Source organism: Pseudomonas cichorii, assembly GCF_015471405.1.
GTDB classification, from domain to species: Bacteria; Pseudomonadota; Gammaproteobacteria; order Pseudomonadales; family Pseudomonadaceae; genus Aquipseudomonas; species Aquipseudomonas serbiensis.
In genome coordinates this window covers 75,317-94,056 of the sequence record NZ_BLVZ01000014.1, presented here as the reverse complement: position 1 = coordinate 94,056, position 18,740 = coordinate 75,317, and the positions used below count along the sequence as shown (strand labels likewise).

The window sequence follows — 18,740 nt, the reverse complement described above, 5'->3', positions numbered from 1 at the left end:
GGCTTCAGGCAACGGCGACGACGTCGAGGATCCGCTGGATTACGCGGTCCTGATCAATACCGGCAGCCTCGGCTTCAAACGACAGAATGATGCGATGGCGCAGCACGTCGAACAGCACTGCCTGAATGTCTTCGGGGCTGACGAAGTCGCGTCCGGCCAGCCATGCGTGCGCACGGGCGCAGCGGTCCAGGGAAATGGAGCCACGGGGGCTGGCACCATAGCCGATCCATTCGGCCAGTTCCTGATCGAACTTGGCCGGAGTGCGGGTGGCCATGACCAGTTGCACCAGGTATTCCTCTACTGCGTCGGCCATGTACAGGCCGAGAATTTCCTTGCGGGCAGCAAAGATTGCCTGCTGGCTGATCCGGCGCTCGGGCTTGGTTTCACCGTTGAGTGCTTCACCGCGGGCCTGTTGCAGGATCTTGCGCTCTACGGCCGCGTCCGGGAAACCGATCTTGACGTGCATCAGGAAGCGGTCCAGCTGCGCTTCGGGCAGCGGATAGGTGCCTTCCTGTTCGATGGGGTTCTGCGTGGCCATGACCAGAAACAGCGGTGACAGGTCATAGGTACTGCGCCCGACGCTGACCTGACGTTCGGCCATGGCTTCGAGCAGGGCCGATTGCACCTTGGCCGGAGCACGGTTGATTTCGTCGGCCAGTACCAGATTGTGGAAGATCGGCCCTTGCTGGAAGACGAAGCTGCCGGTTTCCGGACGGTAGATCTCGGTGCCGGTGATATCGGCCGGCAGGAGGTCCGGAGTGAACTGAATTCGGTGGAACTGCGCTTCGACGCCTTCGGCCAGCTCCTTGATGGCCTTGGTCTTGGCCAGACCCGGAGCGCCTTCGACCAGCATGTGGCCGTCGGCAAGCAAGGCGATCAGCAAGCGTTCGATCAGCTTTTCCTGGCCGAGGATCTGCGTTGAAAGAAATGTTCGCAGCGCAATCAGCGCTTCACGATGTTCCATCGATGAGTGTTCCTGGCAAGGTAATCAGCGGTGTCACACGACACCGAAGCTGGGGGCGATACTTTAATCCATCCCGATAGGGATCGACTAACCGCTACAGGGTTTTTTATACACTTTCAGGAAGTAGGTGGCGTTTATTTGGGAATCGTCCCACATGTTTTGTCAAAGATGCGTGTAGGTGTGTGAACTGGGAGGGTCCTTGGCCGCGACGACCAGCTTCCAGTCACCGCATTTTCAGAGCCTTCAACATGCTGTCGCGGCCAAGGCCCCTCCCACGGATTGCCTGCTCACTCAATCGCAATATGAGTGTCAGAAGACGCTATCTACCCTGTGTCGTTCGGGCGACGTTTTATAGCCGATAGAAGTCTGCGGCGTTCTCCCATAGAACCTTGTGTGCAGCCTTTTCGCCCAGTGACTCCATGACCAGTTCGATATCGCTCGCCTGGAAAGGGCGTGGTGCGCGGGTCGAGGGCAGGTCGGTGCCGAACATCAAGGCATGGGGGTTGGCCGAGTAAATGTCCTTGAGCGCTTGCTCCACCGGAAAGTCCACACGCCCGAAGCCACACGCCTTTACCCGTATACCCCGCTCTGCAAGACGCAACACGGTGGGCAGACCTTCCCGGCTCAGGCCCAGATGATCGATGCTGATGGCGGGTAATTGCAGCAGACGGGTTTCGATTTCGGCCAGTTCCCGGGAGTCGATATAAAGCTCCGAATGCCAGCCCAGTTGCCGATGCACACGTCTGGCCAGTGATTCGAGTTGATCCAGTTGCTCCGAGCCACCGCGCTTGAGGTTGAAGCGCAGAGCTCGCACGCCGAAGCCATTGAGGGTTTCAAGCTCGGCATCGGTGACGCTGGCGGGCAATTGGGTTACGCCGACGAAGTCTGGCCCGAGCCGACGCAGGGCCTCAAGCAGATAGCCCTGGTCGAAAGCCTGAAACGACCCGGAAACCACTGCCCCGCCCGCGACACCCAGCGCAGACGTGGCTGCCCGGTAGTCGGCGACGCCGAAAGGGTCGGGCAAGTAGCCGTTGTTGGCCTTGAGCGGGAAGTGCGGATCGATGATATGGCAGTGGGCATCGAAGATAGGCTGCATGACAGGCTCCAGATAGCGAAGCCCTCACCTTACTCCTTTGCGTTGCTCGAATTCGCTGATGTATGTACCGACATTTTCAAAAGTTATCTGCAGTTCAGCTCTGCCGCCCGTTTATCTCCCATTGTTGAATACCTTTGCCGCCTGTCTATTAGAGGGCGTCGAGGAGGGCAGGGTCTGCTTCACTTTTTCATTAGCGGTCTTTAGCAGTGGCCATTTCATGGACGAAATGACTCGGTGTGTTGCCATCATGAAGAAGGAAGCTGGAAAAGTCGCCCAGGCAGATTCTGCTCTGGCGATTCTGTTGAAAAGATTTGCTCAGCCTCAAACGCCACAAGCGGCTATCAGTGATCGATTCCCCTCGGTGTTCAGCATTGCCAAAGGCACCACTGCGCAACTGCTCGAATCTGACCCTTTGCTGCATATATCGACTGCGCGTAGTTTGCATGCCGCATCTGTTTCCATGACTGCAATGGTTGCCCGGCAGTTTCGGGAAAGGCGACTGACGGCTTCGGTGCGGCGAGCGTTACGTTACGAAAACGGGATCTCCAGTCTGGTAGACACACCTACTTATACCGACATGTTCAACCCTGACTGGGCCAGCCATTGTCCTCCTGACGCAATCGAAGCTACTACTTCGCCAATTGCCTATCTGGCAGATCTGTACCGGGAAGTGGAGACCATCGAAAAGACAGGCGATCAGGAACGAATCATTACCCTGGCAACTCGACGACCTGATCTGGCTTCGTTGATGCTGGATCATAACGCACTCAATCGCATTGAGCCGACTCTGGTATTGGCCAATGAAATTCTTGAAAAGTCGATTCGCAGTTATCTCGATGGCATCAGCCTGCAAGACAAGTCGGTGGATGATGTCATGTTGGAAACACGTTATCCGTTTGCATTGCCATACGAACGTTACCAGCAGCAAATCAACTACGTGCTCAATCGCAGGGAGCGTCTGCCCGGCGATCCGATTCGGGCCGCGGATCCGGCTTATCCGTACTTCAAGGAGCCGGGTGTACATTCGCTGCTGTCCGATATCGCGCTGATACAGGACAGCGGTCTGGGGCCTGTGCAGCAGGGGATATTGGTTGAAGCGCCGCATATGGTCGCGCTTGCGCCTGATGATCAAGGCAGGGAGATCAACCAGCGACGTATCAACCCCAGAAATGGAAAGCTTGAAAGCGCGCTTCCGGCAATATCAGATTTTTTCAAGGACCACTTCGGCACCGATGACATACTGGCATTAACTGATACTCAGACGTTCTGCCTGAGAACCGGGCTGAGCACTGACCAGCTCGATTCATTACTGTCGGTGGGACCTTACGCACCCTCGCTATCAGCCAACGTCACTGATCCAGGCGCAACGGTTGACGGTTCAGCTTACGGCTCGGTTTATATAAACGCCGGGCAAAGCCCTGGAATCGCCATCAAGTCGACTGAGGAGCAGGGAGTACCCGTCCATCGCTTGATCAATTGCCCGGTCGAGCGCTTTGATCGGATGAATCGCATGATTCGTCTGGCGCGCTGGCTGCAATTGCCGTTCGAGGATGTGGATCAACTGCTCACAGCTTCCCAGCAAGCGGAGCAGCGTGCAGCCAATGTGGTTCGGCGACGTACGGCATCTTCCCCAAATCTCATTACGCAGGACACGCTGCGTGCGCTTGGCTTGTTCCAGGTAGTGCGCACTCTATATGACGTCCCGGCAGAAGATTTTGCAGCGCTGCTTTACGGTATGGCGGTACACGCTCGTGGCAAGACGCCGTCGCAGTTCGACCGGATATTCAATCGTCAGGCCATGTTTTCCATACCGCTTGTTCTGGACGGTTCGCCCTTCACGATAACGCCGAAGAGCGAAACCGAACGGCAGAAAGTCGACCACTTGTGTGCGGCACTGGGGTTGACCTATGAGATGTACCGGTTCGTTGCCAAGGTTGTCGAGCAGTCCTGGGCGGGTGAGTCTTTGCACTGGACGCGGGAGGTGGTATCTGCCTTTTATCGGCTGGTCAGGCTGCCACGCTATCTTGGGCTCACTACGATTGAAACGCTGGCGCTCCTTGAACTACTGGACGATGGCGGCAGTCAGTTGACCTCGAAACTGGCCGGTATTACACAGATTGCCACTTATTACGCTTCGGCCAATACCGACACTTTGAGTGTCATCCATGCTCTGGTGGACTGTGCAGCGTGGCTACAGGCAAACAAATGGACCGTCGCGCAATTGTGCCGTCTGGTATTGCCTGCCGTAACACAGCCCGTAGCAACCGATGCCGAGCACAATCTGCTGCAACAAATCCACTCACGGCTGACGTCTGCGCTTATCACCGAAAGCAGTTTTGCCCAGGTCGGAGCGCCTGACTCGTCACTGATCCTGCAAGTCGATGACAATGGCATACAGGCTTATCTCAGCGAACCGATCGACTGGTTTGCAGAGTTGAGCGGTTTTGTCGATGCCGGGACGACGAACCCGGCTGCCAAAGGGTTGGTGAAGTATTTGAAGGGAGAGAGCGAAGAGGTATTCGAGCACGCTCTCAGCAGTGATGTGAAACATGTTCTGGAGACGCTAGGTCTGCCAGTCGAGGAGTTACATCCAAAAATTACCAATATGATCATGCGCGCCAGGGGCGCACAGGAAGCCTTGCTGATGGAAGGCCTCGCGGGTTATTTGGGTGCATCCGCAGACCAGGCCAAGGCCCTGTTGTTCTGGAGTGAGGGCAACCGCTATCAATTGCTGGCTGAAGTGCTGCGTGTCTACGGTTTCAGCACGACAGCAAATGTTGCCATTGGGGACGAGGTTTTACTGGTTCTGGATGCTCTGTCAAAACGTGCTGTGCTCTGTGGGCATCTGACGCTGAGCCCGGCGCTGATCATTCAATATGTCGAGCATCCCGAATGGTTTGGTCTACCGGATACCGAACTGTCTCTGCAATCCGTTTACTTCCTTACCCAGTACGCCAACGCACTACGCCTCAGTGAGCAGGACGAAGACACGTTGCTCGACTATTTTCGGTTGATCAACACCCTTTGGGAAGGCGCAACGGAGGGCGACAAGCGTCTGATACGTGACAGCGCTGCCAGCAAACTGGCCGGCTTTCTGCGTTGGGGGGTACGTGATGTCCTTGCAGTTGCCCACCAGTTGAACCCCGATACAGGCGTCATTTTTACCCTCCGTGAGTTTGATGTATTGGCGCGCGAGTCCTTGCTCAGTCGGCATACGGGACTGGACGCAAATGCCTTGTTGGCTCTGCATGAACTGACTCCGACAACCTCGACCGAACTCTATCGCAAGGCGGCGGAGCTGGCACTGAGCTGCTTGACCGAGGCCGTGCCCGCAAGTGCTGTTGGTGAAGTGGGGCAAAGCCATTCCAGTGTGATTACCGTGACTCCAGATTACCTGGTGGCCCAGCGTGGGGGAGAACTCGCAACCTACACCATCACCTTGCGTGATTTCATGGATGAGCCTTTGGACAATGTGACGGTCAGTTGGACGACGGATCTGGGCAGTCTTGATCAGGTAAGCAGTATCACGGACGAATATGGACAAGCCTCGAACACTCTGCGTAGCGGTAACGTGATGGGGATGGTGCATGTTGTCGCCCATTACGGACTTGGCGAGCAGTTGATGGCCCCGGTTGTGGTCATTGGCTGCGATGAAGATTCCTTACACTTCATAGAGGGGGAATACGAGCCTTCGACGGCTCTGGCCAATAAAATTGAGGGTATTTATTTCTCTGTCACGATGGTCGATGACTATGAAAATAAGGGAATTGATCGTGCTGTTGAATGGGGCGCGACCCTCGGGGAGTTTAAACGCTTTCAAACCTATACCGATGATCAAGGTATTGCCAGAGCTGAGTTGCGGAGCCGGCCTGCGGGTGAGTCCATAGCGATTGCACACTATAAAAATGGCCGTGAGTGGGAATTTGTTCCTGTCGAGTTTGTGAGTATTCCTTATTTTCAATATGTGCGCTTCAGCAATACGGTAGTGGTCGGTGTTGAAGCTGAGGTACGTTGCAGTCTTGTAGAACTGGATGGTACGCCCGTTATGGGTGCGGAAGTGACTTGGAGTGATGATGTGGGTGGGGTGTTAGATGCAACCAGTAAAACCGATGATAACGGTATTGCTATTGCACGATTCATTACTGATAAAGAGGGTAAGGTTGTGGTGACTTCTAGTGTGGGTGCCCCAACCAAAGACAAGCACAGTGAGCAAACGGTAATTTATCCAGCGGCCGTCATTGATAAATACGAAGCAAGTGATGTCGAGTTTCTTGTCGGGAGTGCGGACCCTCTTGTATTTTCTGTATGGCTGAAAGCGGGCGGGCAGGTTGTTCGGCGTTTTCCTGTCGAGTGGTTTATTGATGAAGGGTTGATTGCTACCACTTACACTGATAGTAATGGTGTTGCAAATTTTAGTTCAAAATTTACAACGGGAAAACATGTGGTAAAAGCGGTTGTCGGCGGCACTGATGAGTCAGTTGAGTTTCCAGTTTCTGCATTGCCTCCGTGTGAGTTTGAGGTGGTAGTGGACGGGACGCATGATCCGAAAAATCCTGATCTTCTGGCGAAAGGATATTCACATAGTCTGCTTGTGAAAGTTGTTGATCAAAGCGGGAATGCTCTTGAAGGTGTTGAGTTTAGGATGAGCCATGTCTATCAACCGTTTAACTATACTATTGTGGGGCTTGAAGAAACCAAGGTGTCCTCGTTGGAGGGAATCAGATTTCCGGTTCATTGTTCGCACAGTGCTACCTACGGGGAGATTGCAGTGACTCTGAGTGGGCGCTTGCCAAAGACGTTTGTAAAGTCTTACAAGATTGGATGGCTCTGGAGGATGGAGGCTGCGAATGTATTTAGCTTTAAAGAAGACTGCGATATATATTACGCGGATTGGGGGAGTAATAGCAACTTGGCTGGTCGTGATGCAGGAATAATGACCTCGCCACTTGATGTGAGTATCATGATTGATTTTTCTATTAAGGGTAAAGATTGGAGGGCTTCTGTGCCTGTTGTAGATATGGGGAACATTATCATGGCGTATATAAGACCTCCTGATGTTGAGGGGGTGGCCGTAGGTGATGTGTTGGTATCCAGTTATTCCACTGGCTTGAATGGTTATATCTCTGTTGTTTCGGGGGAGGTTGTAGTCCGCCTCCTCGGCTAAACTTTACTAGGGTCATTATTATGATCAGCCATATAATTCCCGAACTCGAAGAACAACGCCGTGACGCTTTGGTTGGTTATTACCTCGGTCAGCTTGTTCCTTCGGATGCAACCTCCGCTCCCTTGGGGTTGACCACGCCTGATGATTTATACGAATACCTGTTGATCGATAACCAGGTCAGTGGTGAGGTTGAAACCAGCCGGGTTGCGCAAGGTATTGCCAGCATTCAGCAATATATCAATGCCATCTACAACGGCATGGAGCCAGGGTATGCGCGTGGTTTTGATGACGAGCGTTTACGGCTCTGGCGTGAAGGCATGAGTGAATACAGCGTCTGGGCAGGTTACCAGATGATTGAGGACTACCCGGAAAACTATATTGATCCGACACTTCGCCTGAACAAGACCAGTCAGTTCGAGGTGTTTGAGTCGGAGCTGGGGCAAAGCCGCATCAATGAAGATAATGTAAGTTCGGCTCTGAAAAACTATCTGGACAGCTTTGAGCTCATCAGTAATCTACAGGTTGTTGCCTGTTATGTAGACGGTGAAGATTTTCGACGGGCCGACTATTATTTTGTCGGGCGTCAGAATGTTGAACCCTTTGCTTATTACTGGCGTATGGCAAAAATTGATTTACAGGAAAACAGCACTCAGATATTGCCATCGGCGTGGACAGAGTGGAAAAGGATTGATATAGCGTGCGATGCGAAGGTGCAGCATGTACGCCCGGTCGTAGTGGATGGCCGGTTACATTTTATCTGGGTGGAGCTTGGACAGGCAGAAACCGATGACCTGGGTGCAAAAACCGGTAAATATTATTATCGGGCCAAGATGTCCTATAAGCACATCTCTGACAAGTGGTCGTCCGCAACGGTGATTTACGAAGGGTTGACCGAAAAGCAGAGTCTGGATAGTCGTCATGACGGGAGTCCCTTGGCAGGGCGTTTTACTCTTGTGGCTGCCATGGATGTTCGTTTTGCAGGTGAGCCTCGTTTGATTATTTGCTTTCAATATAGAACGGATGCCAGTACGGCAGAAGTGACGGCTGATCCTGAGCGTTTTGTGCGGGTGTTCGATAAGCTTTTTAACAGGATTGTATTGAGTCAGGCTGAAGAGATACAGCTGTATGGAATTGCTGTCACCCTGCTGGGCGGGAACCCGGCGCGTGCGCAATATCCCTTGAGCGGGAAATACGCTGACGGTAATAGTGAGTGGATGTTGGATGGCGTTATCTGGAGTACGAGTGGAGATAATGACATGCCACCAGGAGGTATCAATCAATCGCTTGAACTTAAGGCGGAACTTCGCAGTTCGGGAGACGGATGTGTGTTGGAGACGCAGGGTATCTGCTCTGCAAAGCGCTATCGGCGTAGCGAGTTCTATATTTGTGTTTATGGAGCAAGGCGAGTAGATCTATCTGAGTGTAGGTTTGTTGTAGAGGGTACTCATAAAGGATTTCAGCTTGAAATTACAATTTCCATTCCCAGCTTTTTTTTACCAACTGTACGCGGCGACTTGAATTGGAATGAGGAAGTCATCAAGAGCTTTGGTACTGAAGATTTTGAATTGATATCTACTGATGATCCTTGGGTTTCTGTTTATCGGGCCAATTTTGATTTATCCATTAATCCTGAAGATTTCCCAACACCGACAACTGAAGAGGTTAAAGCGGGAGCCGGATTCGCGCTGGATTTCCAGGGGGAGCCGGGGCTTCTGGACAGTAACTCCAATCATTATGGTGAAACGATGGTTACGGTGACTCAAGGTTTTGATATCTGGGATACCTCTCCGGCCGTTTCGAGTCAGCTTGTGCTTAATGGTGCAGCCAAGACACCAGTAGAATCCATTTCCTGGCCCGGTATTGAAACGGTAAAAGTCCTTCATTTCGGAGCGCTGCCCAAAGGTTCCGGTTATGGTTATAACGAGTTTCATATTACAAGAACCGTAAAGCCGACGCCGGTACCTCTTATTGTCACTACGCCTGCGGGAGGACAATTCCTTGATCTGGAGGCGCTCAAGTTAACCTCTTTGCGTTATGTACGAATGAATACCACCTTCGCCAGAGAGCTAGTAAAAAAAGCTGAGCTCTCTCTGAAAAGTGTATTGAGTTGGGAAGTTCAGCATACCCAGGAGCCACCGGCTCCTGGTAGCACCTCAGTGCCACTGGATTTCAAAGGTGCCAATGGCCGTTATTTCTGGGAACTGTTCTTTCATGTCCCGCATCTGGTTGCCCACCGGTTACATACCGAGTTCGATTATCTGGGGACGGAAAGCTGGCTGCATTACCTGTTCAATCCCTTGGAACGCATTGCGCCCCTGTATCCGCCACCTGTTGCAGAACACCCATATTGGACCAGCCGGCCGCTGACCTTTGAAAATGACCCGGCCTACGAGTGGGGCGGGCTGGGCGATCCCGATGCAATCGCCTATGGCGCGCCATCCCATTACCGCAAGACCATTTTCGTCTTTTATCTGAATAATCTGATTGCCCATGGCGACATGCTGTACCGGCAGTTGACTCGCGATACGCTCAATCAGGCGCAGCTTCTGTATGTTCGGGCGGCTTCATTGCTTGGGCCTCTCTCCAAAGGCCGCAGCATCAGCCGCTGGACTCCCATGATGCTTAAGGATGCTGCCGCCAGTGATAAGTCATTGTTCGCGGACTTTGAAGCTTCGGGGCTTGAGGGGCTGGAAAGTGATATCCCGAGCCATTCTGAGGGACAGCTCTGGTTGCACTTGCTGGATGCGCCGTGGTTTCGTCTGCCGGTCAACACCAGACTGCTTGATCTCTGGGACCGCCTGGCCTTGAGGCTTTATAACCTGCGTCATAACCTGAGCCTGGATGGCAAGCCCCTTTCTTTGTCGCTCTACGCACCAGCGGCAAATCCGACCGATCTGCTGCGAGCACAGGCCGCGGGCGGCGGCAGTGGCCAGCGACGTCTGGGTTCGCTGGCGATCATTCCTCCATACCGTTTCCGGGCCATGTTGCCGAGGGTACAGAATGCAGTCGAAACGCTGATCCGCTATGGAGATCAATTGCGTAACTATATGGAGTTGCGTGATCGTGCCGATCAGGAGGAGTTGCAACAATCTCATGTGCTGGAGCTGTCGGCCTTCACCGAGACTCTGCAGACGCAGATGATCGAGCATGCAGTCAAATCCCGAGATGCGTTGACGGGGAGTCGTGCTGCCATTGAATCGCGTAAAGTCTATTACCAGCAACTGGAGCAGGAGGATGTCAGCCAGGCCGAGAAACGTGCAATGAGTTTGCAGGGTGATGCCAAAGACAAAGATGAAAGTGCCTTGATCGATACGGCTATCTCCCATGTAATTGATGCTTTGGTTCCATCCATCTTTGGCACCTCGAACGGTGGTATGCGCCCGGCCGGATTTGGCTTTTCTGTTGCAACGTATCTACAGAGTGAGGCGTTGGGAAAATCCAGAGATGCCGAACAGGCGCTGATCAGCGAACAATACCGCCGCCGTCGCATCGAGTGGCAGTTCCTGGCCCGTCAGGCCGAACAGGATCTGGAGGCGATTGACCTGCAGATCGAGGTTCAGGACATTGCCGTCGAGGCCGCCAAGACCAGCCTTGCACAAGCGACCAAGGCTCAGGAGCAGGCTCAGACCTACTACACCTTCCTGAAAAATCGTGCCACGGGGCCAGCGTTGTATCAATGGCTGATCGGCCAGATGGCGACTCTGTATTTCCAGGCTTACGATGTGGTGCTGTCGATGTGCCTGGGGACCGAGGCCTGTTGGCAGTACGAAATCGGTGATCGCGATACACGATTCATTCCTGTCAACGCCTGGGCCGATAACCGTTACGGGCTGACAGCAGGCGAGATGCTGAAACTGGGGTTGTTACAGATGGAGTCGGCGTTCCTCTCCCGGCACGAGCGGCGGCTTGAACTCACCAAGACGATCTCCCTGAAAGCCCTGCTCAAGAACTACGACCCCGGCGCAAATACTCGTGAGCCTGAACCTCGTGCAACGGGCTGGGAAGCAGTCATTGCCCAACTGGAAACCACAGGAGAAATTGCTTTCGATTTTGACTCCTCGTTATTCGACAAGGATTATCCAGGCCATTATTTGCGTCAGATCGTGCGCCTGTCTGTATCCATCCCCGCCGTGCTCGGGCCTTATGAAGATATTCGCGTGCTATTGACTCAGCAGACGAGCAGCGTGTTGTTGACTCCTGATATTCGCGGCGTGAATTATCTCTACAAAGAGGCGGGCGAGTTGCCGCCGGATTCGGATGATGAGGTCGATCCGACGCATATCGTATTCAACCCCAGAGCCAATCAGCAGATCGGTATTTCCACCGGCGTGGATGACCATGGCATGTTCATGCTGGATTTTGGTGACGAGCGTTACTTTCCGTTCGAGGGGACGGGGGCGGTTTCCCGCTGGACCCTGACTTTTCCACGTCATGAGTCTGAGCGGCAAAAGGCAATTCTGGGTTCGCTGACCGATATCATCCTCCACGTGAAATACCTTGCGGTGGACGGTGGCAAGGTATTCAACGCGGCAGTGGAAGCGTTGGTAAAGGCTGTGGAAGAGGGCGAATCTCCCAGACGTGTCAGTTGAAACTGCTTTCGAGCGTGCCGACATCCTTGAGAAGTATCTGCAGGGTTTCACGCACCTCGCCCAAATCATCAGCCGAAGTGTCATGCAGAATCTCGTATCGGGTATCGCCACCCAGGGCTTCTGCATCCTCGGCTGAAATCTCTACCACCAGATGCGTGGCATTCAAGGAAACCTTCAGGGCGGTGACGTACACCGTGTCATCGCAGACGGTGATTTCGACTTCGTCTTCATCCGGAAAACGCGCCAGGGAAAACAGCTCGTTCTTTTCGTCATGGCAGCAAAGCAGCGCCATGTCGTCGTTCTCGTCGTCGCAAGGATTGGCGAGTAAAAGGGCGGTCTTGATTTGCATGTCGAGGTCCTGGCTGGGCTAGCGGACGAGTGTGCCAGCCCCGGAAAAAATTTGCTGGGTAATTCACCCGGGCATTACCGGGCAGGACCTGTACACCCGCCGCATCTTTATCTGAAGAAATAATGCCTTCCCGAATGAATTCGGTCCCACAGATTTGCCATGCAGGGTTTATGTGACGGCACCTGTTCGCGGATGTCCGAATATGTCGCAGCCCTGTAAGTATCCGCCAGCCTGCTCTCGTTAAGCTGCGATCAGATGAGTGGTCAAAGAGCCACTCCGTTCCGTGTCGATCTCATTTGTGAAATGGAATGTGACGACTCGTTCGCGGCAAGCGTTATTTCTTTAGCTTTACACTCTGCCATGCTGTGCCTCTGCCCGTTACATCCCGGTGCAGTCTGGTACGAGACACTTCCATCAAGCTTCCTCCTTATAAAAGCAAAGCGGAGTACCACAGATGGCGTTCTTCACCGCAGCCAGCAAGTCCGATTTCCAGCACCAACTGAAATCGGCACTGGCTCAGCACATCAACGAACAGGCATTGCCACAAGTAGCGCTGTTCGCTGAGCAATTCTTCGGCATCATTTCCCTGGATGAACTGACCCAGCGTCGCCTTTCCGACCTGGCAGGCTGCACCTTGTCCGCCTGGCGCCTGCTGGAGCGTTTCGAGCATGGCAAGCCTCAGGTGCGGGTCTATAACCCTGATTACGAGCGTCATGGCTGGCAGTCGACTCACAGCGCCGTTGAAGTGCTGCATCATGACCTGCCGTTTCTGGTCGACTCGGTTCGTACCGAACTGAACCGTCGCGGTTACAGCATCCATACCCTGCAAACCACCGTCTTGAGCGTGCGTCGCGGTGCTGCGGGCGAGTTGCTTGAGTTGCTGCCCAAGGGCACGACAGGCGAGGGTGTGCTGCAAGAGTCGCTGATGTATCTGGAGATCGACCGCTGCGCCAATGCCAACGAACTGAGTGTGCTGGCGCGTGAGCTGGAGCAGGTGCTGGGTGAAGTCCGTGCTGCGGTAGAAGATTTCGAGCCGATGAAAGCGCGCCTGCACGAGTTGCTGGCAAGCATCGACACCAACGAATACAACGTTGATGAGCAAGAGAAGGCCGAGATCAAGGTCTTCCTGCAATGGTTGGTGGATAACCACTTCACCTTCCTGGGTTATGAAGAATTTGAAGTTCGCGGTGAAGGCGATGGCGGTCAACTGATCTACGACGAGTCGTCTCTGCTGGGTCTGGCCAAGCTGCTGCGCCCGGGGCTTTCCAGCGAAGACCTGCATATCGAAGGTTATGCGGTGAATTACCTGCGCGAGCCGACACTGCTGTCGTTCGCCAAGGCCGCGCACCCAAGCCGTGTACACCGTCCGGCTTACCCTGATTACGTTTCGATCCGTCAGATCGATGCATCGGGCAAGGTCATCAAGGAATGCCGCTTCATGGGCCTGTACACCTCGTCGGTGTATGGCGAGAGCGTGCGTCAGATCCCGTACATCCGTCGCAAGGTCGCTGAAATCGAGCGTCGTTCCGGCTTCGATGCCAAGGCTCACCTGGGCAAGGAACTGGCGCAGGTCGTTGAAGTGCTGCCACGCGACGATCTGTTCCAGACGCCGGTGGACGAACTGTTCAGCACCGTGATGTCCATCGTGCAGATCCAGGAGCGCAACAAGATTCGCGTGTTCCTGCGCAAAGACCCGTATGGCCGTTTCTGCTACTGCCTGGCCTACGTGCCACGCGACGTGTATTCCACCGAAGTGCGCCAGAAGATCCAGCAGGTCTTGATGGAGCGCCTGAAGGCCAGCGACTGCGAGTTCTGGACCTTCTTCTCCGAATCGGTCCTGGCCCGTGTGCAGTTGATCCTGCGCGTGGACCCGAAGGTCAATCTGGATATCGACCCGGTACAACTGGAAAACGAAGTCATCCAGGCCTGCCGTTCGTGGAAAGACGATTATTCGAGCCTGGTGGTCGAGAGCTTCGGCGAAGCCCATGGCACCAATGTGCTGGCCGACTTCCCCAAAGGCTTCCCGGCAGGCTACCGCGAGCGTTTCGCTGCGCACTCTGCTGTCGTGGACATGCAGCATGTCCTGAGCCTGAGCGAAACCAACCCGTTGGTCATGAGCTTCTATCAGCCGCTGGCCGGTGGTCGTCAGCAACTGCATTGCAAGCTGTACCACGCCGACACGCCGCTGGCGCTCTCGGATGTGCTGCCGATTCTGGAAAACCTCGGCCTGCGCGTGCTGGGCGAGTTCCCGTACCGCCTGCAACACGCCAATGGCCGTGAGTTCTGGATTCACGACTTTGCCTTTACCTATGGTGAAGGCCTGAACCTCGACATCCAGCAGCTCAACGATACGTTGCAGGATGCTTTCGTCCATATCGTGAGCGGCGATGCCGAAAACGATGCCTTCAACCGTCTGGTGCTGACCGCCGGCCTGCCATGGCGCGACGTGGCGCTGCTGCGTGCTTATGCCCGTTACCTGAAGCAGATTCGCCTGGGCTTCGATCTGGGTTATATCGCCAGTACCCTGAACAACCACACCGACATTGCCCGTGAACTGACGCGCCTGTTCAAGACCCGTTTCTATCTGGCACGCAAGCTGGGTTCCGACGATCTTGACGACAAGCAACTGCGTCTGGAGCAGGCGATTCTCACGGCGCTGGACAACGTTCAGGTGCTCAACGAAGACCGCATCCTGCGTCGCTACCTTGACCTGATCAAAGCGACTCTGCGGACCAACTTCTACCAGACCGACGCCAACGGCCAGAACAAGAGCTACTTCAGCTTCAAGTTCAACCCGCGCCTGATCCCTGAGCTGCCCAAGCCGGTGCCGAAGTTCGAGATCTTCGTCTACTCGCCGCGCGTCGAGGGCGTTCACTTGCGTTTCGGCAATGTGGCCCGTGGCGGCCTGCGCTGGTCGGATCGCGAAGAAGACTTCCGTACCGAAGTGCTGGGGCTGGTAAAAGCCCAGCAGGTGAAGAACTCGGTCATCGTGCCGGTCGGTGCCAAAGGCGGTTTCCTGCCTCGTCGCCTGCCGCTGGGTGGCAGCCGCGATGACATCCAGGCTGAAGGCATCGCGTGCTACCGCATCTTCATCTCGGGTCTGCTGGATATCACCGACAACCTCAAGGAAGGCGTGCTGGTGCCGCCTGCCAACGTGGTTCGTCACGATGACGACGACCCGTACCTGGTCGTGGCAGCCGACAAAGGCACTGCGACTTTCTCCGATATCGCCAACGGCATTGCCATCGACTACGGCTTCTGGCTGGGCGATGCCTTTGCTTCCGGTGGTTCGGCCGGTTATGACCACAAGAAGATGGGCATCACCGCCAAGGGCGCGTGGGTGGGTGTGCAGCGTCACTTCCGTGAGCGCGACATCAATGTCCAGCAGGACAGCATCAGCGTGATCGGTATCGGCGACATGGCCGGTGACGTGTTCGGCAATGGCTTGCTGATGTCCGACAAGCTGCAACTGGTCGCAGCCTTCAACCACCTGCATATCTTCATCGATCCAAACCCGGATCCTGCCACCAGCTTCGTTGAGCGTCAGCGCCTGTTCAACCTGCCGCGTTCGGCCTGGACCGACTACGACACCAGCATCATGTCCGCTGGCGGCGGTATCTTCCCGCGCAGCGCGAAGAGCATCGCGATCACCGAGCAGATGAAAGCGCGCTTCGACATCAAGGCCGACAAGCTGACCCCGACCGAGCTGCTGCACGCGCTGCTCAAGGCTCCGGTGGATCTGTTGTGGAACGGCGGTATCGGTACTTACGTCAAGTCCAGCGAAGAATCCCATGCCGATGTGGGCGACAAGGCCAACGATGCACTGCGCGTCGATGGCAACGAGTTGCGCTGCAAGGTCGTGGGCGAGGGCGGCAACCTGGGCATGACCCAACTGGGCCGTGTCGAGTTCGGCCTCAATGGCGGCGCGACCAACACCGACTTCATCGATAACGCCGGTGGTGTGGACTGCTCCGACCACGAAGTGAACATCAAGATCCTGCTCAACGAAGTGGTGCAGGCCGGTGACATGACCGAGAAGCAACGTAACCAGTTGCTCGAAAGCATGACCGACGAAGTCGGCAACCTGGTGCTTGGCAACAACTACAAGCAGACCCAGGCTCTGTCGCTGGCGGCACGTCGCGCCTACGACCGTATCGCTGAATACAAGCGCTTGATGAATGACCTCGAAGTTCGCGGCAAGCTGGATCGCGCCATCGAGTTCCTGCCGGCCGAAGACCAGATCGCCGAGCGCGTTGCCGCCGGTCAGGGCTTGAGCCGTGCCGAGCTGTCGGTATTGATCTCCTACAGCAAGATCGACCTCAAGGAAGCCTTGCTGGAGTCCCGTGTTCCGGATGACGATTACCTGACCCGCGACATGGAGACGGCGTTCCCGCCGTCGCTGAGCGCCAAGTTCTCGACCGCCATGCGTGCTCACCGCCTCAAGCGCGAAATCGTCAGCACCCAGATCGCCAATGATCTGGTCAACCACATGGGCATCACCTTTGTGCAGCGGCTCAAGGAGTCCACTGGCATGAGCGCGGCCAACGTGGCGGCTGCCTACGTGACCGTACGTGACATCTTCCACCTGCCGCACTGGTTCCGTCAGATCGAGGCGCTGGATTACAAGGTTCCTGCTGAAATCCAGTTGTCGCTGATGGATGAGCTGATGCGTCTGGGCCGTCGTGCCACACGCTGGTTCCTGCGCAGCCGTCGCAACGAACTGGACGCCGGTCGTGACGTTGCTCACTTCGGTCCGCATCTGGCGGCATTGGGCCTCAAGCTCGATGAGTTGCTGGAAGGACCGACCCGTGAGGTCTGGCAGGCTCGCTACGAAGCTTATGTCGAAGCCGGCGTGCCCGAGTTGCTGGCCCGCATGGTTGCAGGCACCAGCCACCTGTACACCCTGCTGCCGATCATCGAGGCTTCCGACGTCACCGGGCATAACGCTGCCGATGTGGCCAAGGTGTATTTCGCTGTGGGTAGCGCGCTGGACGTGACCTGGTATCTGCAACAGATCAGCAATCTGCCGGTGGAAAACAACTGGCAGGCGCTGGCCCGTGAAGCGTTCCGTGACGATATCGACTGGCAACAACGTGCGATCACCATCTCCGTGCTACAAATTCCGGAAGGCCCTGCCGATCTGGAAGAGCGTCTGGCCTTGTGGCTGGAGCAACACGCACCGATGGTCGAGCGCTGGCGTGCCATGCTGGTCGAGCTGCGTGCGGCCAGCGGCACTGACTACGCCATGTATGCAGTTGCCAACCGCGAGTTGCTGGACCTGGCAATGAGTGGGCAAGCCGTCGCGGTCTGATGGTCTAGCCCGGTTGTAACGAAAAGCTCTGCATCGTCGCGATGCGGGGCTTTTTGTTTTCAGGGCGCAGGATTTGAAGGCAACATGTTTTCGCGAATGAATTCGCTACCGTAGGAGCGAATTCATTCGCGAAAGCTCACAGAATCACTGCCGCGTGCGAGACATGGAAAGCGCACGCAAGCCATCGTCTGTCGCGAGCGGCACGCCGGGTATCGGCTCTTGCACGGCGAGCAGTCCGTCTTCGTAACCTTCGGGGCTCGTGCATTGCCAGTGCCAGGCATCGCGCAACATGGTTTCCAGGCCATGCCGGGCTACCCAGCCCAGTTCACGCAACGCCCGTGACGGATCGGCCCAGCATTGCGCGACATCGCCGGGACGCCGCTCGCGCATTTGTACAGGCACCTTCATCCCGGTGACCCGCTCGAAGGTACTCACCACTTGCAGCACCGAATAGTCGATGCCTGTTCCCAGGTTCCAGGCGCGGATTCCGCTGTTGTTGCGCAGGTAGCGCAACGCATCGAGATGTCCGGCGACCAGGTCTTGAACGTGTATGTAGTCCCGCACGCCGCTGCCGTCCACCGTCGGGTAATCCCCGCCATAGACCGGTAGCACCGGCAACTGCCCGTCAGCGACGCGCAGCAGGTAGGGCAACAGGTTGTTCGGGATCGCGGTGGGCGATTCGCCGATCAGCCCCGACGGGTGAGCGCCAACCGGATTGAAATAGCGCAGCAGCGCGATGCGCCAGCGTTGATCGGCACGCGCCAGACTGCCGAGCACCTGTTCGGCCATCAGCTTCGATTGGCCGTAGGGATTGGTTGGCCGGCCTCGGCGTGCCTGTTCGTCGATAGGCATCTTGCGGCAACTGCCATAAACGGTAGCCGACGAACTGAACACCAGAGTGAAAACACCGGCGGCTGCCATCGCCTGGCACAGGTTGATACTGCCGCTGACATTGGTGTCGTAGTAGTGCAGCGGCTTGCGCACGCTTTCGCTCACCGCCTTGAGGCCAGCGAAGTGCAGCACTGCCCGGATCGGGTAGCGTGCAAACAGTTTGGCGAGCACTTCGCGGTTGCGCACATCGCCTTGCACCAACACAGGACGACGGCCACAGATCTGTTCTATTCGTGTCAGAGCATGTGGGCTGCTGTTGCAGAAATTGTCCAGAACCAGCACATCTTCGCCTACCTCCAGAAGGGCGAGTACCGCGTGGGCTCCGATGTAACCAGCTCCACCGGTCACAAGGATCATAGAGTCACCTTCGCATGAA

General features: G+C 55.5%; 7 protein-coding genes. 3 read left to right on the top strand and 4 right to left on the bottom strand.

Annotated features, from left to right (window positions below; translation table 11 throughout):
• Positions 1 to 4: 4 nt before the first annotated feature.
• Together JL015_RS21195 and JL015_RS21190 are read right to left on the bottom strand one after the other, a co-directional pair.
• Positions 5 to 964 (bottom strand): AAA family ATPase, encoded by a 960-nt coding sequence (locus JL015_RS21195; protein ID WP_025259182.1) that lies wholly within the window; start codon positions 962 to 964, stop codon positions 5 to 7.
• Positions 965 to 1,313: 349 nt separating this feature from the next.
• Positions 1,314 to 2,060 (bottom strand): amidohydrolase family protein, encoded by a 747-nt coding sequence (locus JL015_RS21190; protein WP_201019819.1) that lies wholly within the window; start codon positions 2,058 to 2,060, stop codon positions 1,314 to 1,316.
• Between the two features lie 58 nt (positions 2,061 to 2,118).
• On the opposite strand from JL015_RS21190, the gene JL015_RS21185 reads away from it, so the two are divergent.
• Complete coding sequence (locus JL015_RS21185) at positions 2,119 to 7,224, top strand: Tc toxin subunit A (RefSeq protein WP_201019818.1); 5,106 nt, start codon at positions 2,119 to 2,121, stop codon at positions 7,222 to 7,224.
• Positions 7,225 to 7,244: 20 nt separating this feature from the next.
• A complete protein-coding gene (locus JL015_RS21180) occupies positions 7,245 to 11,813 on the top strand; it encodes a Tc toxin subunit A-related protein (protein ID WP_201019817.1) in 4,569 nt (1,522 codons plus the stop codon).
• On the opposite strand, the gene JL015_RS21175 is transcribed toward JL015_RS21180, so the two are convergent.
• Positions 11,806 to 12,162, bottom strand: a complete 357-nt coding sequence (locus tag JL015_RS21175; RefSeq protein WP_201019816.1) for a hypothetical protein — start codon at positions 12,160 to 12,162, stop codon at positions 11,806 to 11,808. The two genes, JL015_RS21180 and JL015_RS21175, sit on opposite strands and share 8 nt — an antisense overlap.
• A 454-nt stretch (positions 12,163 to 12,616) precedes the next feature.
• Between JL015_RS21175 and JL015_RS21170 the strand changes: the two genes are divergently transcribed.
• Positions 12,617 to 17,473, top strand: coding sequence for an NAD-glutamate dehydrogenase (locus tag JL015_RS21170; RefSeq protein ID WP_201019815.1), 4,857 nt, complete (start codon positions 12,617 to 12,619; stop codon positions 17,471 to 17,473).
• A gap of 144 nt (positions 17,474 to 17,617) precedes the next feature.
• On the opposite strand, the gene galE is transcribed toward JL015_RS21170, so the two are convergent.
• Entirely contained in the window at positions 17,618 to 18,721 is a 1,104-nt protein-coding gene (gene galE, locus JL015_RS21165) for a UDP-glucose 4-epimerase GalE (RefSeq protein ID WP_201019814.1), read from the bottom strand.
• Positions 18,722 to 18,740: the final 19 nt, after the last annotated feature.

Bases quoted from the DNA above. Each gene is read 5' to 3' on its own strand.
- JL015_RS21180 (WP_201019817.1), top strand. From the start codon at position 7,245: ATGATCAGCCATATAATTCCCGAACTCGAAGAACAACGCCGTGACGCT.
- JL015_RS21170 (WP_201019815.1), top strand. From the start codon at position 12,617: ATGGCGTTCTTCACCGCAGCCAGCAAGTCCGATTTCCAGCACCAACTG.
- JL015_RS21195 (WP_025259182.1), bottom strand. From the start codon at position 964: ATGGAACATCGTGAAGCGCTGATTGCGCTGCGAACATTTCTTTCAACG.
- JL015_RS21175 (WP_201019816.1), bottom strand. From the start codon at position 12,162: ATGCAAATCAAGACCGCCCTTTTACTCGCCAATCCTTGCGACGACGAG.
- galE (WP_201019814.1), bottom strand. From the start codon at position 18,721: ATGATCCTTGTGACCGGTGGAGCTGGTTACATCGGAGCCCACGCGGTA.
- JL015_RS21185 (WP_201019818.1), top strand. From the start codon at position 2,119: ATGTATGTACCGACATTTTCAAAAGTTATCTGCAGTTCAGCTCTGCCG.
- JL015_RS21190 (WP_201019819.1), bottom strand. From the start codon at position 2,060: ATGCAGCCTATCTTCGATGCCCACTGCCATATCATCGATCCGCACTTC.